21 protein-coding genes and 1 tRNA gene (1 of these 22 running past the window's edge) are annotated in these 24147 nt (G+C 69.1%); 16 read left to right on the top strand and 6 right to left on the bottom strand.

Going from position 1 to position 24147, the window contains the following annotated elements; translation table 11 throughout:
• The first annotated feature begins 10 nt into the window (after window positions 1-10).
• The 11 genes from ACOOGH_RS06045 to ACOOGH_RS05995 all read left to right on the top strand — a co-directional run bounded on the left by ACOOGH_RS06045 (window position 11) and on the right by ACOOGH_RS05995 (window position 11278).
• Window positions 11-682, top strand: coding sequence for a VirB8/TrbF family protein (locus tag ACOOGH_RS06045; RefSeq protein ID WP_420448062.1), 672 nt, complete (start codon window positions 11-13; stop codon window positions 680-682).
• Window positions 679-1614 carry a hypothetical protein gene (locus ACOOGH_RS06040; RefSeq protein ID WP_420448061.1) on the top strand — a complete coding sequence of 312 codons (936 nt, stop codon included), beginning with the start codon at window positions 679-681 and terminating at the stop codon, window positions 1612-1614. Before ACOOGH_RS06045 ends, ACOOGH_RS06040 begins: the two co-directional genes overlap by 4 nt.
• Window positions 1615-1918: 304 nt before the next feature.
• Window positions 1919-3949, top strand: coding sequence for a type IV secretory system conjugative DNA transfer family protein (locus ACOOGH_RS06035; protein WP_420448060.1), 2031 nt, complete (start codon window positions 1919-1921; stop codon window positions 3947-3949).
• Window positions 3946-4932 (top strand): CpaF family protein, encoded by a 987-nt coding sequence (locus tag ACOOGH_RS06030; RefSeq protein WP_420448059.1) that lies wholly within the window; start codon window positions 3946-3948, stop codon window positions 4930-4932. The genes ACOOGH_RS06035 and ACOOGH_RS06030 overlap by 4 nt, the downstream gene beginning before the upstream one ends.
• A 12-nt stretch (window positions 4933-4944) precedes the next feature.
• Window positions 4945-5166, top strand: a complete 222-nt coding sequence (locus ACOOGH_RS06025; protein WP_420448058.1) for a hypothetical protein — start codon at window positions 4945-4947, stop codon at window positions 5164-5166.
• Window positions 5163-6197 (top strand): ArdC family protein, encoded by a 1035-nt coding sequence (locus ACOOGH_RS06020; RefSeq protein WP_420448057.1) that lies wholly within the window; start codon window positions 5163-5165, stop codon window positions 6195-6197. The genes ACOOGH_RS06025 and ACOOGH_RS06020 overlap by 4 nt, the downstream gene beginning before the upstream one ends.
• A gap of 3 nt (window positions 6198-6200) precedes the next feature.
• The gene (locus ACOOGH_RS06015) at window positions 6201-7109 is read left to right on the top strand and encodes a hypothetical protein (RefSeq protein WP_420448056.1); all 909 of its coding nucleotides are present in this window, start codon (window positions 6201-6203) and stop codon (window positions 7107-7109) included.
• 18 nt (window positions 7110-7127) lie between these two features.
• A complete protein-coding gene (locus ACOOGH_RS06010) occupies window positions 7128-7442 on the top strand; it encodes a hypothetical protein (RefSeq protein WP_420448055.1) in 315 nt (104 codons plus the stop codon).
• 190 nt (window positions 7443-7632) lie between these two features.
• Complete coding sequence (locus tag ACOOGH_RS06005) at window positions 7633-9345, top strand: phage/plasmid primase, P4 family (RefSeq protein WP_420448054.1); 1713 nt, start codon at window positions 7633-7635, stop codon at window positions 9343-9345.
• 377 nt (window positions 9346-9722) lie between these two features.
• Window positions 9723-10112, top strand: a complete 390-nt coding sequence (locus tag ACOOGH_RS06000; RefSeq protein ID WP_420448053.1) for a hypothetical protein — start codon at window positions 9723-9725, stop codon at window positions 10110-10112.
• A complete protein-coding gene (locus ACOOGH_RS05995) occupies window positions 10109-11278 on the top strand; it encodes a tyrosine-type recombinase/integrase (RefSeq protein ID WP_420448052.1) in 1170 nt (389 codons plus the stop codon). The genes ACOOGH_RS06000 and ACOOGH_RS05995 overlap by 4 nt, the downstream gene beginning before the upstream one ends.
• Window positions 11279-11325: 47 nt before the next feature.
• Here ACOOGH_RS05995 and ACOOGH_RS05990 read toward each other — a convergent pair.
• Window positions 11326-11399: transfer RNA gene (locus ACOOGH_RS05990), tRNA-Pro, on the bottom strand.
• A gap of 57 nt (window positions 11400-11456) precedes the next feature.
• Between ACOOGH_RS05990 and ACOOGH_RS05985 the strand changes: the two genes are divergently transcribed.
• From ACOOGH_RS05985 to ACOOGH_RS05965, 5 genes are read left to right on the top strand one after another with little or no spacing between them, the layout of a single operon-like run.
• The gene (locus tag ACOOGH_RS05985; protein WP_420448051.1) at window positions 11457-14660 is read left to right on the top strand and encodes a HEAT repeat domain-containing protein; all 3204 of its coding nucleotides are present in this window, start codon (window positions 11457-11459) and stop codon (window positions 14658-14660) included.
• A gap of 6 nt (window positions 14661-14666) precedes the next feature.
• Window positions 14667-15152 carry a response regulator gene (locus tag ACOOGH_RS05980; RefSeq protein ID WP_420448050.1) on the top strand — a complete coding sequence of 162 codons (486 nt, stop codon included), beginning with the start codon at window positions 14667-14669 and terminating at the stop codon, window positions 15150-15152.
• Window positions 15149-15946 carry a sensor histidine kinase gene (locus ACOOGH_RS05975; protein WP_420448049.1) on the top strand — a complete coding sequence of 266 codons (798 nt, stop codon included), beginning with the start codon at window positions 15149-15151 and terminating at the stop codon, window positions 15944-15946. Before ACOOGH_RS05980 ends, ACOOGH_RS05975 begins: the two co-directional genes overlap by 4 nt.
• Window positions 15943-16941: a hypothetical protein gene (locus tag ACOOGH_RS05970; RefSeq protein WP_420448048.1), complete on the top strand. Its 999-nt coding sequence runs from the start codon at window positions 15943-15945 to the stop codon at window positions 16939-16941. The genes ACOOGH_RS05975 and ACOOGH_RS05970 overlap by 4 nt, the downstream gene beginning before the upstream one ends.
• A gap of 14 nt (window positions 16942-16955) precedes the next feature.
• On the top strand, window positions 16956-18260 hold the full coding sequence (locus ACOOGH_RS05965) for a metallophosphoesterase (RefSeq protein WP_420448047.1): 1305 nt from the start codon (window positions 16956-16958) through the stop codon (window positions 18258-18260).
• A gap of 21 nt (window positions 18261-18281) precedes the next feature.
• On the opposite strand, the gene hutI is transcribed toward ACOOGH_RS05965, so the two are convergent.
• The 5 genes from hutI to ACOOGH_RS05940 all read right to left on the bottom strand — a co-directional run.
• Window positions 18282-19514, bottom strand: coding sequence for an imidazolonepropionase (hutI, locus tag ACOOGH_RS05960; protein ID WP_420448046.1), 1233 nt, complete (start codon window positions 19512-19514; stop codon window positions 18282-18284).
• Window positions 19515-19530: 16 nt separating this feature from the next.
• Window positions 19531-21189, bottom strand: coding sequence for a urocanate hydratase (gene hutU, locus ACOOGH_RS05955; protein WP_420448045.1), 1659 nt, complete (start codon window positions 21187-21189; stop codon window positions 19531-19533).
• A complete protein-coding gene (ftcD, locus tag ACOOGH_RS05950; protein WP_420450074.1) occupies window positions 21186-22085 on the bottom strand; it encodes a glutamate formimidoyltransferase in 900 nt (299 codons plus the stop codon). Before ftcD ends, hutU begins: the two co-directional genes overlap by 4 nt.
• A 14-nt stretch (window positions 22086-22099) precedes the next feature.
• Entirely contained in the window at window positions 22100-23704 is a 1605-nt protein-coding gene (hutH, locus tag ACOOGH_RS05945) for a histidine ammonia-lyase (RefSeq protein ID WP_420448044.1), read from the bottom strand.
• 68 nt (window positions 23705-23772) lie between these two features.
• Window positions 23773-24147 carry the 3' end of a chlorite dismutase family protein gene (locus ACOOGH_RS05940; RefSeq protein WP_420448043.1) on the bottom strand. Its footprint extends 471 nt past the window's final position, so the window shows 375 of its 846 coding nt (coding positions 472-846); its start codon lies beyond the right edge, outside the window — the gene reads right to left on this strand; its stop codon occupies window positions 23773-23775.

The following is a 24147-nucleotide window of genomic DNA, read 5'->3' as shown; positions in this document are numbered from 1 at the left end:
GGAGAAGCCGATGATGAAACGTGACCGCAACGCCGGCCGCGAGTACGCCGAGATCTGGGGCGAGGCGGTCGAGGCGAACCGCAAGCTGCGGAGGATCCTGATCCTGCTGGCCGCGAGTACGCTGCTGCTTGTCGTGATCCTGTTCAACCTCGCGCGCAAGGAACCGCCCAAGCCGATCGTCGTGCGCGTGGACGAGGTGGGACGCGCCGAGGCGCTGGCCTACGAGGCCGCAACCGCGCAGGCCGATCCGCTCGATCCGACAACGAAGTACTTCCTGAACCGGTTCGTCCACGATTTCCACTCGCGGCGCCGCGCAACGGCGCAGGAGAGCTGGACGAGAAGCCTTCGGTTCCTGAGCACCGATCTCGCGAACGCGGCGTTCCAGAGGGACGGCGCGGAGGTCGCGAGCGTCGCGGCGGGGACGGCCGACACCGAACTCGAAGTCGAACAGGTGGTGCTCCGCATCCACCCCGCGCCCGAGCCGCCGCACGGGGCGACGGCGGACTTCGACCTCGTGCATCTCAGAGGCGAACAGGAGCTGAGGCGCGAGCGCTGGACGCTTTCGCTGCGGTTCGAGTTCCTCGATTCGATTCCGCCCGAGCTGGTCGTCCACAACCCGATGGGACTCCTCGTCACCTACATGCGCGCCGATCGGGCGCTCGTCACCGGGGGCGACCGATGATCGCGCATCTCAAGGGACGCGAGAAGGCGCTGGAGTCGTTCGGCTGGACGGGGCGCGAGGCCGAGTGGATCGCGCTGGTCTGCCTCCACAGCGGCGTGTTCACCCGCGACCAGATCTGCGACTGGCTCGGCATCCACCCCCGCAGCGCGCGCCGGTTCATCCGGGACATGTCGGACCGGAGGCTGGCGGCCAGGGACCGGCTTGCGGGCCGGAGGGTCTGCCGGATCTACGCGCGGGCGGCCTACCGGGCGCTCGGCGCCGAGAACATCCGCCACCGCCGAATCGCCTCCGTTCGGGTGCTGCTCCGCCGCCTGCTCTCGCTCGACTACGTGATGGAGCACACCGGCCAAGCGTGGCTTCCGACCGAGGCCGAGAAGGTCGCCGCGTTTGAGGCGCTCGGGATCGAGCGAGTGCTGTTGCCCGTGCGCGTGTACCGGGGCGGCGGCGGCGATACGCGCCGCCACTTCCCTCTTAAGCTGCCCGTCGCGCTGGATGCCGGAGGCGCGGTGTTCGTCTACGCCGATCCGGGCCATGACACGGCGGCGGGGCTCCGTTCCTGGGGCCGTGCCCACCGCGAACTTTGGGAGGGGCTCCAGGAGCAGGGCCGAAAGGTCGAGGCCGTCGCGGTTGTCCTGGGCGACGGGGAGTTCGAGCGGGCCGAGAAAGTTCTGGCCAACTGGACCGACCCGAAGCGGTCCCCCGGCCGCGCGCAGGCGTCCGCAACCGGACGCGAGATCCGCCGCGAGATCGAGCAGATCGAACAGGGCATCCGTGGCAGGGACAAGCGCGTAACCGGGCGGTACGGTAGCCTACGGGGCTGTCTGGTGCGGCTCGCCGAACTGCGGGACGCGCTCCCGGCCGCACCCTCCGAAGCGATGATCGACGGGTTTACCGTGTGGCGATCCACGCGTCTCTCGGGAGACCCGTTTTGAGCGCCGGATGCGGGTGTTGGTGGCGACTCCTGCGTGTCCGGCTCACTTCGGGGGTCGCCGGACACGAATTCGCCGTTTGGCCGGACACGGCCCTGGCCGTCCATGTCGCTGGCGCGCTTGCGGTTACGTTACGACAGAGGGAGCGCCGGCGCCAGTCTGCGTTCTTTGGAGGTGGCTGGGAGCGACCCCCCATCTCGGCAAACCTCGATTGGCGCCGGGGCGGATGGAGCCGGACAGCCCCATCCTCCCCTCCGCTCCGGGGTCACTCCCAGCCAGCAGTCCGTCCCGGAAGGGTGTATCTCCGATGAGGTACGGTACCCTCGCCATCATCGGGAGCGCCGTCGGCGCGGTCGGCGGCCACGCGCTCAGGGCGCCGTTCCCAACCTCAGGCACGAACCCGTACCTCGACCTGATCGCGTCGCACGATTCGGGTCTGCACGCTGCCATCCGCGTCTGGCACTACGCATGGCCCGCCGTCCTGGTCGTGCTCGCGGGCTCGTTCGCGCTGTCCGTTTGGCGCGTCTGGCTCCAGCCGCTCTTCCGCCTCAAGCGCCGGGGCAAGCTGCCCGAGTGGCCCGTGTCGCCCGAGGACGAAGCGCCCGCTCTCGTAATCGGCGAGCTGCATCATCCGACCGTTCCGCGCGAGAGCGAGCAACCGTCCTGGCTCGTGATCCCCGAGAAGGGACTCTACACCGGCACCCTCATCGTGGGCGCCGTCGGCACGGGCAAGACCAGCGGCTGCATGTATCCCTTCGCCCGCCAGATCCTCTCCTGGCAAGCCGGCGATCCCGGACAGCGCGCGGGCGCGCTCGTGCTCGAGGTCAAAGGTGACTTCTGTCACCAGGTCCGGGGCATCCTCGAAGACGCCGGACGCGGCGAGGACTACCTAGAGATCGGGCTCGGCGGCTTGGTCCAGTGGAACCCGCTCGATGATCCGCTGCTCGACTCCTACTCGCTCGCCTACGGCGTCGCGTCGCTCATCAACCAGCTCTTCGGCAAGTCTCGCGAACCGTTTTGGCAGCAAGCGTACACGAACCTCGTGCGCTGGATCATCGAGCTGCACCGGCTCTTCCCCGGCGGCTGGGTCACGCTCCAGGACATCTACCGCTGCACCGTGGACGCGCAGCTCCTGGCCCAAATGATCGGCGCGGCCCAGAAGATCGCCGATCAGGTATCCCCGGTGGACGCCGTTCTTGCCAAGGAAGACATGATCTCCCACGCCGGTGCGCTCAAGAAGTGGGACTGGGAGGAGGACGGCGACGACCGTGTGCGCTCGCGGCTGGACGCAGAGCTTCGGGCCAAGCTCGCGAAGCTCGAGGTCACCTACGAGGTGGAGGCGGCTGGGGGCGGTGGAGTCTCCGAGTTCAGGGAGCGGGTCGACGCCATTGACCGGTGGTACGACAAGGACTGGTCGAAGCTGGACGCGAAGCTCTGCACCTCGATCGTCGAGGGGATCAGCGTCTTCCTCTCGCTCTTCGACCAGCCGGACGTGGCAGGTGTGTTCTGCCCGCCGCCGCCGGAGACTGCCAAGCCGGAACCCAAGGGCGGCGGTGAGGCCGACGACGACGAGAAGGGTCCGCCCATGGATGGGCTCCGCCGGAGGCTGCCCCCGCTCTCCGAGTTGATCGAGGGCGGCAAGGTGCTCGCGCTCAACATGCCCGCGGGCGCGAACCCGGCGCTCGCCCGCGCCATCGGCGTGCTGCTCAAGAGTGCGTGGATGCAGGCGTTGCTCCGAAGACCCGCCGAGGCGGCACGGCGGCCGGACCGCTACATGCGGCCCGCCGTGTTCATCTGCGATGAATACCAGGCGTTCGCCACCGTGGGCCAGGACGATCCTTCCGGTGACGAGAGGGCGTTCGCGCTCACCCGGCAGTGCCGCTGCATCCCGATCGTGGCCACGCAGTCGATCTCCTCGCTCCGCTCCGTACTGCCGTCTGGAGAGGCGTGGCGCACGCTTGTCCAGACGCTCCGCACCCGGATCTTCCTCTCGCTCTCCGACGAGGCGTCGGCCAAGATCGCGTCCGAGATGTGCGGCTCGGTCATGAAGACCCAGCCCTCCTACACGTTCACCGAGACCACGGGCAGGCCCGAGTTCTCGCTGCTGTCCGGGCGGGCGGGCGGCGGACGCGGCACCATCGGCGCGAGCAAGTCGTTCCGCCGGCAGAGGGAGCCGGTGTTCACGCCCCGCGAGTTCACTTTGCTCGCCAACTACCAGGCGATCTGCCTGCCCTACGACGGCGTGAAGTCGCTCCCCGCACGCCGCGTCTACCTGAAACCGCACTACCTGCCGAAGGAGACGGGTTACTGGCAACAGCGCGAGGAGGGGCGGATATGAAGCGCGCCAGCGGTGTCGGCCATCTCGCTCCGTTCCTGCCGGGGTTGAAGGGGCTGCTCGAAGACCGGCAAGTCTCCGAGATCATGATCAACGGACCCCGCAACGTCTGGGTCGAGCGGGGCGGGAAACTGGAACCCCACCCAGCACCGGACCTCACGTCCGCGTGGCTCCACCGCGCCGCCATCCACATCGCCCGCCCGCTCGGGCTCGATCCGGCCGCTCGGCCCGTCCTGGACGCCCGGCTCGAAGACGGATCGCGGGTCGCCATCTGCACGCCGCCCGCGAGTCCAGAGGTCGCGATCACCATCCGCCGGTTCGGGGGGCGCGCGTTCTCGGCGGAGGACCTGGTGCGCCTGGGATCGCTGCCCGAAGACATCCTCGAAGCCGCCCGGAGCACGCTTGCGTCCCGCCAGAACATCCTGGTCTCCGGCGGCACGGGCTCGGGCAAGACCACGCTCCTGAACGCGCTGATCGAACTGCTGCCCGAGGACGAGCGGATCGTCGCCATCGAGGACACGCTCGAACTCAGGATCGACCGCGCCAACTGCCTGAGGTTCGAGGCCGGAGCCACTCAGTCGGAGACCCCCGTCGAGATCCGCGACCTGGTGCGCCACGCGCTCCGCCACCGGCCCGACCACATCGTCGTCGGCGAGGTCCGGGGCGGCGAGGCCGCCGATCTGCTCCAGGCGCTCAACACCGGCCACGGCGGGTCGCTCACCACCATCCACGCCAACAACGCGCGCTCCGCGCTCTCGCGGCTCGCGAGCTGCGCCATGCAGGCCGGGGACGCGCTGCCCTGGGAGGTCACCTGCCGGGGCGTCGTCGACGGCATCTCGCTCGTGCTGCACGTGGCCCGCCGCAGCGGCCGGCGGTTCGTCGAGGACGCGCTCGAAGTCTGCGGATACGACGCGACGGCCGGCCGCTGGATCACCGCGCCGCCGGGAGCGCAACCGGAGACCGGAACCCATACCCACCCTTCATAAGGAGGTGAACGCATGAGCTGGAATGGCCGAACCATCCCCATCGAAATCATCCCCATCGACACGTTCGAGGACTTCGACCGGGAACTCGCGCGCGACGGCGGCGAGACGCTCGAGGTCCTGGCCGATCTGGCCGGGGAGTACGGCCTCTTCGCCGAGGACGTTGGGACCGAGGACGAGATCGCGGCTGCTTGGGACGATCCGTACGGCCCCGCCGGCGAGGAGGTGGACGAATGAAGCACGACGAGTACCACCGCAAGTTCGCCGACACGATCATCGAGCAGATCAGGCGAGGCACCGCGCCCTGGCAGAAACCTTGGGCCCCGGGCGAGCTCGTCATGCCAAGGAACGTGGACACCGACCGCTCCTACCGGGGCGGCAACAGCCTGCACCTTGCCGCCATGCAGCAGAGCGAAGGCTACGGCGATGTGCGCTGGGGCACCTACCGCCAGATCCAGAAGCAGGGCGGGCAGGTGAGGAAGGGCGAGCGCGGGACGCGCATCCTCTCCTTCCAGGACAAGAAGCGCATCGCCGTGACCGACGAGCGCGGGCGGCCCAGGAGGAACGCCGAGGGCAAGAAGCTCTACCGCTACGAGAAGCTCAAGACGCCCTACGTCCGGCAGTACACCGTGTTCAACGCCGAGCAGGCCGACGGGCTGCCCGAGCGCGCCAACCCTACGCCCGAGCCGCTCTGGAAGACCCATCAGGACGCCGAGCGGGTCATGGACGACGCTGGAGTGCCGGTCCGCCACATCCAGGGCGACCGCGCCTACTACCACATGAAGCGCGACGAGATCGTGCTGCCCAAGCGCGGCCAGTTCCCCTCCGCCAACCACTATTACCAGACCGCGCTTCACGAGTTGGGCCACAGCACCGGCCACAAGGACCGGATGAACCGCGAGACCCTCATCGAAGGGATCGACGGCGGGTTCGGTTCGGCCCAGTACGCGAGGGAGGAGCTGAGGGCCGAGATCAGCGCGATGATGACCGGTGAGCGCGTCGGCGTCGGACACGACCCAAGCCGGGGCGCGGCCTACGTCGAGGGCTGGGTCCAGGCGCTCGAAGAGGACCCGCGCGAGATCCGGCGCGCCGCAGCGGACGCGCAGAAGATCTCCGACTTCGTGCTGGTGCGGCACCGCGAACGCATTGCCGCACGCGACCCCGTGGCCGTCGCGGCGGTCCGCACACCCGCGCAGGGACCGCAGCGGATCCAAGTACACGTGCCGAGGATCCCGGTCCCCGAGCGCGGCTTTGGACCGAGCCGCTGACCCGTGAGAGGGAGAGAGACGTTCGACCGCACGGCCGAACCGGACCCGCGCCCCGCCGCGCCACCCAGCCGCAATCGCAATCGCGAACGCATGCGGAAAGGCCACCGCCGAGAATACGCCGCGGACCGGGCGCGCGGGTCCATCTCCTTCCCCGAACGCTGCGACGGGGCGCTGACCGACATCGGCGTCTTCGGCGCGGTCTCCTACCGCGACCTCGCCGAGGCACGCTTCGGCGGCCACCCCCACACCACCCGCCGCGCCGTCAACGACTGGATCCGCAAAGGATGGGTCGAAGAGCACCGGGCCACCGGACCGAAGGGCAACTCGTTCAAGGTCCTCTCGCTCACCCGCGAGGGTGTCGTCGAGGCCCGGAGGAAAGCCTCCCGGCGGGGGATCGATCCCGCACAGCGGATCGGAACCCAACGCATGAAGCCCGCCGAGGCAGGCCACGACACCGCCATCTACCGCGCCGCATGGAGGGAACGGCAACGCCTCGCCGAGCAGGGCGCCGCAGTAAAGCGCGTCCGGCTCGATGCCGAACTCAAGAGCGCCGTCGCGCGGGCGAGCGAGGCCGCCCGGCTCAAGCACGGCAAGCAGGCCGCCGATGACGAACGCCGCCGCATCGCCCGCGAACTGAGCCTTCCACTCGATGAACACGGCAAGGTGCTCTACCCGGACGCGCAGATCGAGTACGAGGACGCCGGTGGCCGGACCGGCCGCGTCAACGTCGAGGCCGTCTCCGGCAACTACCGCGAACCGGCACTGCGCGCGAAGGCCGCCGCCGGGTTCGCCATGCACGCCAACGGCCCGGCCGCGGCGGGACTGCTACGAAAGCTCGGGCTCGGAGGAAGCGACAACGGCTCCTGGCTCAGGGGGCCAGTCGACCGAGACCCGGCCTCAGTCGAAATCTGACCACACGGGAGGCATCCAATGCAGCCTTGGAAGATCAGCGCGGGACTCACCGCCGCCATCGCAGGCTCCGCATTCCTGCTCGGCGGCTCCCGCCTCGATTACCTCGCGCCCCACTGGCCCGCCATCCTCGCCAACCACGGCATCGCACTTGTGCTGCACGCAGTGCTCGCGCTCTCCGTCGTCGCGGCCGCGATCTACGTCGTTGCCCGAACCACCGGACTCGCCGACCTCGGGAGCCGCGTCGATCTCGCCGAGCGGTCCGTGCGGCGCGGCGAGGGGGATGCGGACCTCATCGAGGCGCTGCGGAGGGACACGCAAGGAGACTGGGAATGAGCGCCCGCTCCCGTTGTACTCGTTGTGGCGCAAGGGTCCCGCCCCTGGCGCCCGCCTGCCCGGTGTGCGGCGGCATGGGACGCTGCCCGTGCGGCCGCATCGCCGATCTCGTCCGCACCTCGAACCAGCCGCGATGCTGGCGCTGCGACGAGGATCCGAAAACGCGCCAACCGAGTGCAGTTGGCCAACCATGAACCGCTCGGGACGGACGCAGGCCCAGGTGGCCCGGTACTACCTGCACTCAACCGGCCAACGCCTTGATGCGCGCGGCAAGGAATGGCGCGGACCCTGTCCGGCCTGCGGTGGCGAGGACCGGTTCCGGGTCTCGCCCTCGGGATACTTCCACTGCCGCAAACATCCCGGCGATCCGCAGCACTTCAAGGCCATGTGCGAGGCACTCGGATACCGGCCCGGCACCCCGCCCTCCGACTGGTACGAGGCACGGGCCAGACGCGCGCGGAGGGACCTTGCGCTGACCGAGGAGATCGCCAACGGACCCATCGGCCGGAGGGATCCCCACCGGGACCGGATCCTCGCGGAAGCGAGAGCCAAAGCCGCCAAAGCCGAGAAAGCGGCAAAGCTGTGCAGGATCGTGGACGCCGCCGTCATGGGCGCAGCGCCGAAGGAGCTGGGCGGCGAGGTTCGCCTCGTCCGCGAATGCGTGCGCCGGGGTGTGCTGGCCGACCTCGCGCTGGGACCCGGGCGCGCGCGCCTCTACTGGACAGGCTCCGTCTGGGTGTCCGGGTCCGGCCGGGCCAGTCCGGGCAAGGCGGTCGCGCGGGTCTGGAACATCGGCGGCAAGCGCGCCCGCACCAAAGTCGCGCGCGCCGCTCTCGATATCCTCTACGCCCATGCACCCGAGCTGCGGCCGGACGCCGATCCCATGCTGTGCGGCCTGCCTGGCCGCGCGGTGGTGGACCTCGGGCGGATCGAGGACCGGCCAGCCCGGAGGGAGGACGGGGTCACGCGCTCCCTGGGGTGCGCGCCGGCGGGCGGCGAGACCGAACGGTTCGATGCGTTCCTGCGCGAGATGTGCGGAGACGATGCGGACGTCGTCCAGTGGCTCTGGCGCTGGTTCGGCTACCTGCTCACCGGACAGACCGTCGTCCACCGGGCCGTCTTCCTCTACGGACGCGGCGCCGCCGGCAAGTCCACGCTCGTCGAACTGCTCACGCGCATCATGGGCGACTACGCCGCCCGCATCCCGCCCGACGGACTCGTCTCCGCACGCGGAACCTCCGACCGCCACCCGGAATGGATGACCGCGCTCGACGGATCGCGGTTCGCTTCAGCCGCCGAAATCCCCAGCTCGGGCCGACTCAAGGCCGGACTCTTCAAGGCGCTCACCGGCGCCGACACGATCCGCGCCAACCGGATGCGCGCCGACGGCTACTCCTTCCGCCCCACCGCCAAGCTCATGCTCTACGGCAACGCCGAGCCCCGGCTGCCGGGGTGGGACTCCGGACTCAAGCGACGACTCGTCGTCATTCCCTGTACAACTGCCAGACGACCCGACGAACGACTGCCCGAGACGCTCTGGCAGGAGGCGCCGCGCATCCTGGCCCGCATGGTCGGCGAAGCGAACGCCGGCTGGCAGCGGCATCAGGCGGGCAAGCCCTGGATCGCGCCCACGCTCCCGCAGGGCATCGAGACCGCGACCGCGGACCTCTTCGACAGCATGGATCCCTTGGGCGAAGCGCTCAACACGCTGTTCGCGTTCGGCGACGCCTACGCCTCGGTTCCGGCAAAGAGAATACGGGAGATGCTGACCGACTACTTCGACGACAACGGGCTCGGGGCCGTGCCCTCCGTCCGTGCGATCGCCGCGGAACTGCGGAGACGGGACTGCAAACGCTCAAAGCGCGGCAGTTCAAGAATCTGGCGTGGGTGCCGGGAGGCCTGAATGGGACGGTTGGGACCGAATAGACCCATTGGTTGGGTTGTGCCGTGGGCGCGCGCGTACGCAAGGGAAACCTACGGAAGCGCCGCATCCGTCCCATTCGGTCCCAAAGACGACATTTTCGCGCCGAATTCGCCCGATCGTGCCGGATCATGCCGCGATTCCGCATCCCCGATGCCCGCTCGGGCATACCCACCCGCGGACCACACCCGGCAGTCCCGATTGCCCGGCACCCCCAACGGGCTACCCGAGGCCCCACCCGGGCCGCGGCCGAGTCGAAGCTCTCCTCCTTCCGGTCTCGCCCCTACCGACGCCGCGCCCGCAGTGCGGCCAGTCCGAAACCACCGGCCCCACCCAACCTCTGACATGCAGGTCTGCTCATGACCAGGACCAGCCAACCCTCGATCAGGAAGCTACCCGACGCCTGGCGGCGACAGGCTAAGACACTCCGCAGATACGGCGGCCAAGCGCTCGCCACCGCGCTCGAACGCTGCGCCGACGAACTCGAAGGCACGATCCAGGAACGCGACGAAACGACGCTGACGCTGACCGACGCGGCCCGGGAGAGCGGATACACCGCCACCCACCTCGGACGCCTCGTGCGCGACGGCAAGATCCCCAACGCCGGAAGGCCCAACGCACCCAGAATCGCCCGCAGGCACCTTCCCCTAAAGGCGCCGTCCGAGCCGAGACTGGCGGAATCCGCCCGTCCACGCGAACGTTCAAACGTGCAGATCGTGCACTCCATCATCCAGAAGGGAATCGAATGATGGGACGCACGAAGAAGGGCCGGCGCTCCTACAGCGCCGGTGAGTGGGGCCGGAACCGGGTCCGGGTCTTCCCTGATCCGAGGACCGGCATCATGCAGGTTCAGTGGCGCGAACACGGTCGCAGGCTGATCCGGTCGCTCAGGCATCGTGACTGGGACCAAGCCAAGCAGCAGGCCGACGAGATCGCAGCCGGGCTCACCGAGCCGCGCAGCGATCCGGCGGACGCCGAGCCCGAGCCGCTCACCCTGGAGACGCTGTTTGACATCTACGGTGACGAGGTCACGCCCACCAAGGCGAAGCGGTCTCAGAGGTACGACCGGGCCGCGATGAAGAGGTTTCTCCGGTTCTTCGGGAGGCACCGCAAGGCCAAGACCCTCTCACAGCGTGACTGGGACCGATTCATCCGGGCGCGGCGCGCGGGAAATGCCGGTGGTAGCCGCGGGCCCGTGTCCAACCGCACGGTCGAATACGACCTCAGATTCCTGCTCGCAATCCTCAACTGGGCCGCCAAGTCGCGGGACGAGGAGGGGAGGCTCCTCCTCGAATCCAACCCGCTTCGGGGCCTCAAGCTCCCCAAGGAGAAGAACCCGACCCGGGTGATACTCACTCAGGTGGAGTACGAGGCGTTGCTCCGGGTGGCGGGAGGGATGAACTGGCGGTTCCGAGTGGCCTTGGTGCTCGCCCACGAGACTGGGCACCGAATCGGAGCCATCCGCCAGCTTCGCTGGGCTGACATCGACCGCGATGGCCGGACCATCCGGTGGCGGGGAGAGCACGAGAAGACCGGTTACGAACACCGGACGCCGGTCACTTCCAAGGCGCTCGCCGCTTTGGCGGAAGCGCGGAGGCACAACCCCGGGATCGGGGACACGCCGGTGATGCCCGCGCCGAAGGATCCGTTCGCGTGCATGAGCCGGTCGCTGGCGCGGGTCTGGTGGAAGCGGGCCGAGAAGCACGCGGAACTGGAACCCAAACGCGGTCGCGGGTGGCACTCGCTCAGGCGGAAATTCGCCAGCGACCTCATGGACCTGCCGCTCAAGGTTCTCTGCGATCTGGGCGGCTGGAAGACAGCCGAGACCGTGCTTCAGTGCTATCAGAGGCCCGACGAGAACCGGCTCAGAAAAGCCATCGAGGAGTACCGGGGGGTTGGTATCGGTTCCAATTAGCATACATAATTGGCATACATCGGACTCCCCAAATCACGTAAGTTCAATCGGGGCGGGCGGATTCGAACCGCCGACCTCCTGCTCCCAAAGCAGGTGCGCTACCGGACTGCGCCACGCCCCGAAGGGCCGCAAGATGGACTGTGCCGGGGGTCGAAGCCACCCCGCTCCGGGAGCGGTCATGAGGATCGGCAGGATTTTCGAGGGAGGACCGGGGGCGGGGAAGCTCTTCGCCATGATGGGGCTGGCCGCACTCGTCCTCTTCGTCATCGGGATCCTGAGCCCCCTGCGTAGGGCCTTTGCCCTTTCCGGACTCGCGGCCGGCGATTTCTACCAGGTGTACTTCATCAGCGCCGCCGTGGTCGTCGTCGCGCCGATCTACAACGCCCTCGCGGACCGCATCTCGTGGCGCCGCCTCATCCCTCTGACGGCCGCCTTCTTCGCCCTCAGCATGGTCGCCTTCCGCCTGCTGTATCAATCGGGCGAGGCGTGGTTCGGGCTCATCTTCTACGGGTGGTACGACGTGCTCGCGGCCTCGCTCGTCACGCACTTCTACATGGCGACGCAGGTCTTCTACAATGCTCGCGACGCGAAGCGCGCCTATCCCATCGTCATCGCCTCGGGTTCCGCCGGGGCCACGCTCGGTGCGCTGCTCACGACCGTGTTCACGTCCGGCGGAGGGCCGTCCGAAAACCTGCTCCTCGTGGCGGGCGGTGCGCTCCTCGCGCTGGCGGGCGGGCTCGCGCTCGTGTGGTCCCGCGAGGCGCCCGAGCCACCGTCGGAATACGCGCGCGCGGAGGATCCCGATCTCGAGCGCAGCGACCTGAGGCGCATGGCGGCGAACCCGCAGGTGCGGCTCATCGCGGCCACGGTGCTCCTGACGATCGTCGTCAAGCAGTTCATCGACTACCAGTACAACACGCTCACGCGCGAGGTCTTTACGGATCTGGGGGCGATCGCCGGCTTCCTGGCCTTCGTGGATGTCCTCACCCAGTGGTTGCCGATCGTCGTCCTCCTCGCCCTGCGCCCGATCCTTCGGCGGTGGGGCGCAGGGGTCGCCGTCATCATCTTCCCCATCGCGGTGATCCTCGCGACCGGCGCTGTTGCCGCCGCGGTGTGGCTGTCCACAGCTGCGCTGGCCGTGGCTGTCGGGGCGCGGACGACGGAGAAGATGTTCCGCTATTCCGCCGAGCGCACCGGCCGCGAGATCCTCTATGTCCCCGTCCCGGAGGACATCAAGCTCAAGGCGAAGTCCTACATCGACGTCGCGGTGGAGAAGGGTCTGGGGAAGGCGCTTTCCGGCGTGCTCATCGCGATCCCCTCCATCGCGCTCGCGGGCGTATCGATCACCGGCCGGCTCATCATCATCGGGTTCGCCGGGGTGGTTCTGGCAGGCATCCTTCTGCTCGCTTTCCTCAAGGTGCGCAAGTCCTACGTGACGAGCCTGGCCGAATCCTTCGAGGGGCGCTTTGCGAGCCTGCGGGGAACCTTCGTGTCGATGGCCGACGTGGGCGCCCTCGCTCTCGCGCGGGACGCGCTGACAGACGACCGGCCCCTGAAAGTGGCATTCGCCTTCGACCTGCTGCGCGGCGCCACGCCGGAGGATATCGAGACGCTCGCGCCCGAACTGTACCGCCTGCTCGAACACGAGAATCCGGAACTCCGGGCGCGGGCGCTCGGGTCGCTGTCGCGCGCTCCCGGGCTCTCGAACGAGCAGGCGGTGCGTGCCCTGCTCGAGGATCCGGATTCCCGGGTCCGTCGGGCCGCCGCCCGGCTCCTCGCCCTGAAGGCGGCGCCGCGCGCGCGCGACGTCCTCATCCCGATTCTGAACTCCGAGTCGACGAACGCCCGCTCCGCCGCGCTCGACTGCCTGTTCAGCGACTTCGGCTCCGCCCGGGCCGAACGAATCGCCACCCCCCGCTTCGAACATCTGCTCCGGGAACATGAACGGGGGCAGCTCGATGCGTCCGGCGCCCGCGAGTTGGCGATGGCGGCGGGGCTCGTGCCCGGGCACCCCGCCGTCGAGGGCGTCCTGCTCGAACTCGTCGCCCATCCGCAGGACGACGTGGCGGCGGCGGCCGTGCGAAGCGCGTCCCGGCTTCCGCAGCCGGCGCTGGTGCAGGCAGCCATTGCATCCCTGGCGCTCCCCCGGACCCGGAGCGCGGCACGCGACGGCCTCGCGGGGCGGGGCGAGGAGATCGTCACACCGCTGCTCGCGGCGCTCTCCGATCCGGCTGCCGATCCCTGGGTACGGCGGGGCGTGGCCGTCGTGCTTGGCGAAATCGCGACCCACGCGGCGATCGACGCTCTCATCACATCCTACCTGCTGCCGGAGACCGAGCAGGCCCTCGACGACCAGGCCTTGGTGTCGCTCCACCGGCTGCGAACGCAGCATGATCACCTCACCTTTCCGGCCGACCGGGTGCTCGAGGCCGTGGAGCGCGAGGTGAGGGCGTCCCGGCGCTACGCCCGCGCCGCCACCGCGCTCGAGGGCGTGCCGGCGTCGATGCCGGGGGCGCTGCTCCTCCGGGCGCTCGAGGAGGCACGGAGAGATCGGCGGGCGAGTGTCTTTCGGTGGCTAGGGCTCGTATATCCCGAACAGGCGATGAGGCGCAGCTACCTGGCCCTGGAGAGCGGACGGCAGCGGCGCCGCGCAAACGCGCTGGAGTGGATCGAGAGCACGGTCGGACACTCTATGTTCTCGGATCTCAGGCCGGTGCTCGCGGAGGAACCCCCAAAGGTAGCCCCGCGCGAGGCGGAGGAGGTACTCCGGGAGCTGTGGGACGATGAGGACGCCTGGATCGCGAGGTGCGCGCTCTGGACGTCCTTCGAGACCTCCCGCGAAACGATGGCCTCCGCACTCGATGGATTCGTGCCGGCGGAGCCGGCATTGGCGCTGGCGGCCCGCCGGATTGCGCGGCGGGCGGGGGCCCGCGCACAGGACCCGAAGAGGGAACGAGACGAGGAACAGATGGAACTGATCGAGAAGGTATTCCGCCTGCAGAGCGTGGATCTCCTTTCGGGCGTGAAGAGCCGGCAGCTCGCGCTCCTCGCCTCCATCGCGAGGGAGGTCGAGGTGCGGCCGGATGCGGTCTTCATCCGCAGGGGAGAACCCACGGACGCCCTCTACCACGTCATCCACGGCGAAGTCTCATTGGAGGGTGCGGGCGAAGGGTCGATCGCCGTCGGTGACGGCGAAGCATTCGGCACCTGGGCCCTGATCGACGAACACCCGAGCCTGGTCGAAGCACGCGCCATCGAATCCACCCGTGTACTGCGCATCACCCGGGAGGACTTCCGCGACCTTCTGATCGACCATCCGGAACTCGGTCTCGACCTCCTCCGCGGGCTCGCGAGTCGCGTTCGCGGCCTGGCCATGACATGATCCCACATGGATGAGATGACACCGGACGCCGGGACCGTGATGATCGTCGACGACGAGGACATGGTCGTCGGCGCGATTCAGGGCTTCCTCGAGCTCGAGACCGACCACATCGTGCTCCCCTTCACGTCCCCGCGTGCCGCTCTCGCCCGCCTGGAGGAAGAACCGGTCCATGCGATCGTGGCGGACCTCATGATGCCCGAACTCGATGGTGTGAAGTTTCTGACGCGGGCCCGTGAGATGAGGCCGGAGGCGACCCGGATCCTGCTCACCGGCTACGCCGAAAAGGAAAACGCGATCCTGGCCATCAACGAGGCGGGTCTCTACCAGTATCTCGAGAAACCCTGGGACAACGACGCGCTGGCCTTCGCGATCCGCAACGGCGTCGAGCGAAGCCTGCTCTTTCGGGTGCTGACGGAGCGCCTCGCCGAACTGGAAGCGGCACACGATGAACTCGCCGGACTCCGGCAGCGCTGGATCCAGGCCTTCCTGTGAGCGAGCCGGGAATCGGGGCGACGGCCCGGGAGATCACCCAGGCCCGGCTGGCCACGCTGGGTACCCTGGTCGCCGGCATCGCTCACGAGCTCAACACGCCGTTGGGGGCGCTGAACAGCAACCACCACGTCATCGAGCGCGCGCTCCTCAAGCTCGGGGACATCCTCGAAGATGAAGTCGTAACGCCGGACGAACTCGATGAAGTCCGGCGCGTCGTGCGCGCCACCGAATCGGTGCTGCGAACGAACGGCATCGCCGTGGAACGCATGGTGAACCTCGTACAGAACCTGCGGAACTTCGGGCGGCCCACGACCTCCGAGGCACGCCCCGTGGACCTTCACGAAGGCATCGAGGGCACGCTGGCCCTTCTGGCACACGAGTTGAAGGAGATCGAGGTCGTCCGGGACTTCGGGGATCTGCCGCCCGTGGTGTGTCATCCAAACCGGATCAACCAGGTGTTCATGAATCTCGTGCACAACGCGGCCCAGGCCATGCACGATGGCGGCGTACTCACGATCGCGACGCGCGCGGAAGGGGACCACGCGCACGTCCGCGTCGCAGACACGGGCCGGGGCATCCCGCACGACGTCCTCGCGGAGATCTTCGAGCCCGGCTTCACAACCAAGGGTGAGCGGATCGGGATGGGGCTGGGTCTCGCCATCACCCTCCAGATCGTACACCAGCACGGAGGAGACATCTCGGTCGAGAGCGAACCGGGACGGGGGACGACGTTCGACGTACAGCTCCCGCTTCGCCAGTCCACGGGTCCCGCACGGAAGGAGACTTCGGAATGATACGATGCGCCGATCTGTTCCGCGCCCTGGTCTTCGTCGCGGGGGCGGCCGCCGCTGCGACGCCGGCCCCGGCGACGGCTCAGGACGCGAACTTCCTCCTCCCCATCGCCGAGATCGACGGGATCCTGCGCGAAGGGGAAATCCAGGTCATCGACGTACAGCCGTCCCGCGGCCTTCCCGGTGAGCGCACCTATCGCGTGACGCTGCAGTCCGGCGGGCAGGTGCTCCAGATCAAGTACGCCCCGGCCGGCGAGGGTGCGGACGAGTTCAACAACCGGCCCCGCTACGAGCTGGCGGCCTACGCAGTCCAGACGCTCTTCCTCGACGAGCGGGAATGGGTCGTCCCTCCGACCGCGATCCGCGCGTTCCCGATCGAGGCCGTCCAGGCCACGGTCGCCCGGACGGGAGACGCCGCCAACCCGCCGGAACGTACGTTCGACGAGTGGCCGATGACCCTCGTCGCGCTCCAGTACTGGATGTTCAGCGTGGAGATACCCGACGAGTTGCCCGACGACGACCGGCTCGAGGCGGACGAGGTTTACGAGCGTCTCCTCGGGAACTTCAATCTCCTCACCTACGTCATCGGCCACAGCGACTCGAACCGGGGGAACTTCGTGCAGTCGATGGATCCCGCGTGGCCCCGGGTGTTCAGCATCGACAACGGCGTGGCGTTCGCGAGCGAGGAGAGCGACCGGGGCACCCAGTGGCGCGATCTGCGCCTCGACCGCTACCCGGCCTCCGCCATCGACCGGCTGCGCAGCGTTTCGCTAGAGGCGCTGCAGGACCGCCTCGGGGTCCTCGTTCAGCTCGAACTGCGGGACGGAAACTTCGTGGAGGTGGAGCGGACGGAGAATCTCGAGCCCGGCCGCGGGGTTCGCCGCGATGCGGAGCGGATCCAGCTCGGCCTCACCGAATCCGAGATCCGGGCCATGCACCGGCGCATCACCCGTTTACTGGAGTGGGTTGATGACGGCCGCTACGGGCTGATCCCCTGAAGCTTCGGCGTCGGATGTCCGGTCTGCTGGGCTGTGCCGTCGCCGTCGCGGGGGTGGGGTGGACCGGCGCCTCCGCTCCCGCTCCCGGTCATGTGACGCCACCGGGCGGGTCTCCGCCGCGAACGGGGCAGGCCGATTGGCGCTTCGAGGGGGAGTACGGACTCCACGTCGCGCTTGCCGGCCGCGACCTCGAAGTGCGCTGGCTGACGGAGGAAGAGCAGTCCGGGCGCGTTAGGTTGATAGTGAATGGACGCGTGGTCGCTGAGCAGACGACCGACCCGGGGTACGCCCACGCGGCCCAACTGCAGGTACGGGCACCCGAAATCACGCTGGAATACGGAGTGGAACATGCGGACGGTACCGGCGGGGCCGCGGCTCTTCACCGGACCCGGATCTGGATGGAAGCCCCATCGCCGGAGGTCGACCTCAGGGGCCACGACTCCGTGTTTGTGTTCGGAGACGTGCACGGCGAGTTCGACCGCGTCGTCTCTCTCCTCGGCCTGGCCGGCCTGATCGACGCGGAACTGCGCTGGACGGGCGGCCGCGCCGTCGTCGCCTTTCTCGGAGACCTGTTCGACCGGGGGGAAGACGTCACCCGTCTCCTCTGGTTCATCTACGGCCTGGAACGGGAGGCCCTCGCGGCCGGCGGCCGAGTCGTCACGCTCCTCGGCAATCACGAAGTGATGGTCCTGTCCGCCGACCTGCGCTACGTGGCGCCCAAGGAACAGACGATCGGTGACCGGCACGGCATGTCCTATGAGGCGCTGTTCGATCTGGACACATCCATACTCGGACGCTGGATCGCCGCCAAGCCGGGGTTGATTCGACTGGAGGATCTGCTCTTCGCGCACGGGGGCGTGAGTCCGGCGTATGTCGACTATTCGCTCGAGGAATATCAGGACACCCTGGAGACCTACATCGCGGAGCCGTTGTTCAAGAGGTGGCGGGACGGAGGGTTCCTCCGGGAGTTCGCGCGCGAAACGCGGCTCGATTCTGCCCAGATCTACCGCCGGTACGACTTCTTCTTCGGGCCGGAGAGCGTGCTCTGGTATCGGGATCTCGTGCTCGCCGACACGCTGGGGGACCACCTCGACACCGTCCTGGAGCGTTTCGAAGCCGACATTCATGTCGTCGGACACACACCCGTGCGCACGATCCGGGAGAGCTACGGCGGAAAGCTGATTGCCGCAGACCTGCTCGACGCAGCAGCGGAGATGCTGCGCCTCATCCGTCGACCGGATGGTGATTGGCACCGCGCAGTCATCGGGTTGGACGGGGGCACCGCTCCACTCGGCTCCGTGGCGGACCCCGGCGCCTGACTTCGGGGGTCGCGCCACCGCCTACGCTTTCGGCAGAACTCCGTGTCGGGCTTCACCGCCGATCACCGCGGCGACACACGCGTTGGGCCGCAGGTGGTAGAGCCAGTGTTCCACGTCCGGGGCATCGATGACTGCGAAATCCGCGGCGGCTCCCGGCTCCAGCGATCCGACCCGGCGTTCGCGGCCGAGCGCACGGGCCGCGTACCGCGTCGTGCCCTTGAGGACTTCAGCCGGGGTCATGCGCTGACGTGCGCAGGCCAGGGTCATGGCGAAGGGGAGGTGGTAGGATGGGGCCGTGCCGGGGTTGAAGTCGCTGGCGACCGCCACTGCGACACCGCCATCGATGAGGGCCCGGGCCGGGGGCGGAGCCTGGTCGAGGTAGAGACTCGCGAGGGGGAGCGTGACTCCGACGACGCCGGCTTGCGCCAGGGCTTCGATCCCGGACTCCGACACGTACTCCAGGTGGTCCGCCGACACGGCCCCGAGAGACGCCGCGAGTTCGGCTCCGCCACCGCCTGTGAGCTGATCCACGTGGAGCTTCGGCCGTAACCCCAGATCGGATCCCCGTTCACAGATCTGCCGTGCCTCGTCCGCCGAGAACGCCGAATCCTCGACGAAGACATCGCAGAAAGCGGCCAGGCCCTCCTCGGCCACCGCGGGCAGGACCTCCTCGGTGATAAGTCGGACGTAGCCCGCCCGGTCCGCCGCCCATTCGGGAGGGACGACATGGGCGGCCAGGCACGTCGCGACGATCCGTACAGGCCCGCTCTCATCGAGCCGCCGATACACGCGCAGGAGTCGGAGTTCCGTCTCGAGGTCCAGGCCGTACCCGCTCTTCGCTTCCACGGTCGTGACGCCGAGCGATACCATCCCGGAGAGAAACTCCCGTGCCCGGTCGAGGAGGGTATCCTCGTCGAGGGCGCGCGTGGCCCGCACGGTGGACCTGATCCCGCCTCCGGCCGCGGCGATCTCCAGATAGTCCCGGCCTTGGATCCGGTCGGAGAACTCGCCCGCCCGCCAGCCACCGAAGGCGAGGTGCGTATGCGCGTCCACGAGACCCGGGATGACAAGGCGCCCTCCGGCATTCCACTCGGGTTCCTGCCGGTATTCCGCGGGAAGCGCCGTGGCGCGTCCGGCCCAGCGGACGACCCCATCCCGCCACACCAGCGCCGCGTCGCGGATGAGGCCGATGTCCTCCTGGCCGACAGGGTTCGCACAGGTGGCGAGACAGCCGATGTTCGCGAGGCGCGGCATGGCGGCGAACCGGCGGCTACTCGAGCATGGGCAGGTCGACGCCGCGCTCGCGGGCGGTCCGGATCGCCTCCGGATATCCCGCGTCGGCGTGCCGCATGACCCCGGTCCCCGGATCCGCCGTGAGGACGCGCTCGAGTCGCCGGCTGCCGGAAGCCGTCCCGTCCGCCACGCACACCATGCCCGCATGCGTAGAATAGCCGATGCCCACGCCGCCCCCGTTGTGAATCGACACCCAACTCGCCCCGCAGGCGGTGTTGAGCATCGCATTCAGCAGCGGCCAGTCGGCGATCGCATCGGAGCCGTCCCGCATCCCCTCCGTCTCCCGATTCGGCGATGCCACGGAGCCGGTGTCCAGGTGATCGCGCCCGATCACGATCGGCGCCTGCACGCGCTCCGTCTTCACGAGCCAGTTGAAGCGTTCTCCCATCTCCGCCCGTTCGCCGTACTCGAGCCAGCAGATGCGGGAGGGGAGCCCCTGGAAGTGCACCCGCTCGCGCGCCTGCCGGATCCAGCGCGCGAGGGCCTCCTTCTCCGGGAACATTCCGAGCACGGCGTCATCTGTCTCCGCGATGTCGCCGGGGTCGCCGGAAAGGGCCGCCCAGCGGAAGGGGCCCGCGCCTCGGCAGAACAGCGGCCGGATGAAGGCCGGCACGAAGCCGGGGATCTCGAAGGCCTCCGCCATCCCGCGCAGATCCGCCACCTGCCCTCGGAGGTTGTTCCCGTAGTCGAATGCGATTGCGCCCCTTGCCTTGAGCGCGAGCATGGCGGACACGTGCGCGACCATCGAATCGAGTACGCGCTCGACGTAGTCGTCCGGGTCCGAGGTGCTCATCGCCTCGGCCTCGGCCACGGACAGGCCCGCGGGGATGTAGCCGAGACGGAGATCGTGCGCCGAGGTCTGATCCGTGAGCACGTCGGGCACGACGCCGCGGTCCACCAGCGCCGGGAGGATCTCGGCGATGTTCCCGAGCAGGGCCACCGAGAGTGCCTCGCGCCGTTCCATGGCGGCGGTGAGCAACTCCAGCGCCTCGTCGAGATCCGTCGCCATCCGGTCGCAGTAACCCGTGTCGAGGCGGCGGCGGATGCGGTCCTCCTGGACCTCGACCCCGAGGAACGCGCCTCCGTTCATCGTCGCGGCGAGGGGCTGGGCGCCCCCCATTCCTCCCAAGCCGGCGGTCACCACGAGCCGCCCCGCAAGGGAACCCCCGAAGTGCTGCCGCGCCAGTTCCGCGAACGTCTCGTACGTCCCCTGGAGAATCCCCTGCGTGCCGATGTAGATCCACGAGCCGGCGGTCATCTGCCCGTACATCGTGAGCCCCAGTGCATCGAGGCGCCGGAACTCATCGATATCCCCCCAGCGGGGCACCAGGTGGGCGTTCGCGATGAGGACGCGCGGCGCCTCGTCGTGGGTGCGGAACACGCCGACCGGCTTTCCGCTCTGGACGAGGAGGGTCTCATCGTTCTCAAGCCGGCGCAGCGTCTCCACGATCTTCGCGTATGCGGCCCAGTTACGCGCCGCCTTGCCCGCGCCGCCGTACACGACGAGGTCCTCGGGCCGCTCCGCCACTGCCGGGTCGAGATTGTTCATCAACATCCGGAGGGCCGCCTCCTGGTGCCATCCCCTGCAGGAAAGCGTCGTTCCCGTCGGCGCCCGGATCGGTCCGGCAGGTTTCATTCGCCTCCTCCGTGTTCGCGGTCTCCCGCCTCCGGTAGTTGCAATATCTGCCCCGGTCCGAGGTCCGCGTCCAGCCGTCCGGGGTCGAGGCCGCGGAGGGCGTCGGCCGGTACCGGACCGATGAACTCGCAGCCTGCGAGCGCAACGCCTTCCGCCCGCGCCCCCGCGGCCACCCGCTCGTACACCGTGTTAACGCCCGTCACCGCGTGGCGCGTCAGGTTCATGGACACCTGCGTCAAACCCCGCCGCCGGAGCGGGATGCCGAGCGCACGGACATGCGGGAGCCCACCGCTCGACTCCCGAATCGCTGCGGCGATGCGCCGAGCCGGGCCGGGATCTTCCGTATCGAGATTCATGTTGAAACGCACGAGGGCCGCTCGCACCCCGACGACGACGGCCCCCAGCGACGGATGGGGCGATCGAGGGCCGAGATCCGGCCTCCATTCGGGGTTCGACAACTTTTCGGCCAGACCCTCGAACTGCCCGGACCGGATGCCGGGCAGGGAAGCCCGGCCCGGATTCGCCGCCGCCCGTTCGTAGAAGAAGACGGGGACCGAGCGCGCCGCCGCCCACTCGCCGAAGGATCGGGCTGCCCCGAGCGCATCGGCCTCGGCACAGCCCGGGCCTCGCACGAAGGGGACGACATCCAGCGCGCCGATCCGCGGGTGCTGGCCCCGCTGCCGCCGCAGATCCACCTCGGCGTACACGGCCGCCGCGAGCGCGGACGTTGCGCGGACCACGGCATCCGGGGCGCCCCGGTACGCGAGCACCATCCGGTGGTGATCCGGGTCCGCCGACCAGTGGATGAGTTCAACTCCGGGGCTCTCCTCGACCGCCGCCCCGAAGCGGGCCATCCTGCCTGGATCACGCCCCTCGCTCACATTGGGCTCGCACAGGAGCCACCCGGGGCTCAGAGGGGTGCGGGGGGCCAGAGATCGCCCAGGGCGCCGGTGGCCGCCCGTTCCAGCTTCCCCTCCTCGATGGCTGCCTCCAGACGCACGACATCCTCCGCCAGCGAACGGTCTTCGGTCACGGGAGGGACGCACTCGCGCACCACGTCGTATACCGCCCGCGTGCCGGCGCCCAGTCGACCAGGGCCCTGGGGACGGACGTAGACGGCCTGCGCGGCGCTCAGCAGCTCGATCGCGAGCACGGTGCGCGTGTTGTCGAGGATCTCACGCGTGTGCCGGGCCGCATTCGCTCCCATGCTCACGTGGTCCTCCTGGTTCGCGCTCGTCGGGATCGAGTCCACGGAATCCGGGTGCGCGAGCGTCTTGTTGTCCGACACGAGCGCCGCCCCCGTGTACTGCAGGGACATCAGGCCGCCGTGCAGCCCCGGAGACTCCACGAGCATGGCGGGAAGCCCCGCGGAGAGTTCCGGCGTGAGCATGCGGAACACCCGGCGGTCAGACAGGCTCGCTACGTCCGTAAGCGCGATCCCCAGTGTATCGAGCCACAGCGCCGGCCCCGCGCCGTGGAAATTGCCGCCCGACACGACTGCGCCCGCCTCCTGTCCCTCGGCGGGGAAGACCAGCGGATTGTCCGACACCGCGTTGAGCGATGCTTCCACTCGCCCCCAAAGGAATCCCACCATGTCCTGAACCGGACCCACGACCTGCGGCGTGCAGCGCAGGCTGTAGGCATCCTGTACCCGGTCGGTGTCCGTGTCGACGAGCCTGCTCCCGGCGAGGAGCGATCGGAGCCTCGCCGCGGTTCCAATCTGCCCCGGCTGGTTGTTCGCTTCGTGCAGCGCCGGGTGCAGCGCAGCCGAACGGGCCAGCAGCGCCTCGCAGCTCAGCGCCGCCGCGAGCTCCGCGTGGAGGAGCAGGCGTCGGGCATCGTGGAGCTGCAGCGCCGCGCCCGCGACCATCATCGTGGTCCCGTTCGTCAACGCCAGCCCTTCCTTCGCCTGCACGCCCGGGCGGGAGATCCCCGCCGCCGCCATCGCGCTCGCTCCGTCCATGCGACGGCCCTCGAACCACGCTGCGCCGCTGAAAGCCGCCGCATCCTCGCCTCCGCCGACGCCCTGATCCGGCTCCGGGGCACGGGTCGCGACCGCCGCCATGTGCGCGAGGGGGGCGAGATCCCCGCTCGCCCCGAGCGAGCCTTTGCCCGGAACCACCGGCGTGACTCCCCGATTCAGCATCCGGACCAGCGTGTCGATGATCACCGGGCGTACGCCCGAGGCTCCCAGGGCGAGCGAGTTCGCCCGCACGAGCAGCATGGCCCGCACCCAGTCCTCGGACAGCGGCGGGCCCGTCCCGGCCGCACACTTGAGAATCAGGTTCCACGACAGCCGAGCCGCATCGGACGCTTCGATGCGGGTGCCGGCGAGAGACCCGTAGCCGGTGGTGATCCCGTAAATCCGGGACCCGGGCCGAGCGAGCGCTTCCACCACCGTGCTGCGGCTCGCCTCCACCCGCTCACGCGCATCGCGGTCCAGCTCGCGGACGGGCGAGCCCCCACGCGCCACGGCGACGACGTCCCCGATCGTGAGCTTCCGCGAGAGCCTCACGGGAGGCGCCTCTCCCGGACCGGCTCCGCTCCGCTCCCGGGAACCCGGCCTCCCCCCCGCCACCTCGCTCACGGCGTGGGCACGGCGGAAAGCAGCGTCTCGTACTCCATTCCGGGCATCCGCTTCCCGACCAGAAAGGGACCGAACTCGGCGTATTCCGCGCTCGCCGGATCGTAGCGCATCTCGCTGATGATGGCCTTGAATTCGAGAGGGTCCGCCGCCCACAGCGTCACGGCCCATTCCCACTCGTCCAGGCCCATGGACCCGCTGATCACCTGCATGATGCGGCCCCCGAAGCGGCGCCCCACCTTGCCGTGTGCGCTCATCAGTCCCGCCCGCTCTTCCAGCGAGAGCGTGTACCAGTTCTGCTCCGCGTTGCGCCGCTTGTCCATCGGGTAGTAGCAGACGTACGGCATATGCTCCGGCTGCCTCGGCTCGAGGCG

The sequence above is a fragment of the Candidatus Palauibacter sp. genome (genome assembly GCF_965213655.1).
Lineage (GTDB): Bacteria > Gemmatimonadota > Gemmatimonadetes > Palauibacterales > Palauibacteraceae > Palauibacter.
The sequence above is the reverse complement of the archived record's forward strand: the minus strand, read 5'-3'. Positions and strand labels throughout refer to the sequence as shown.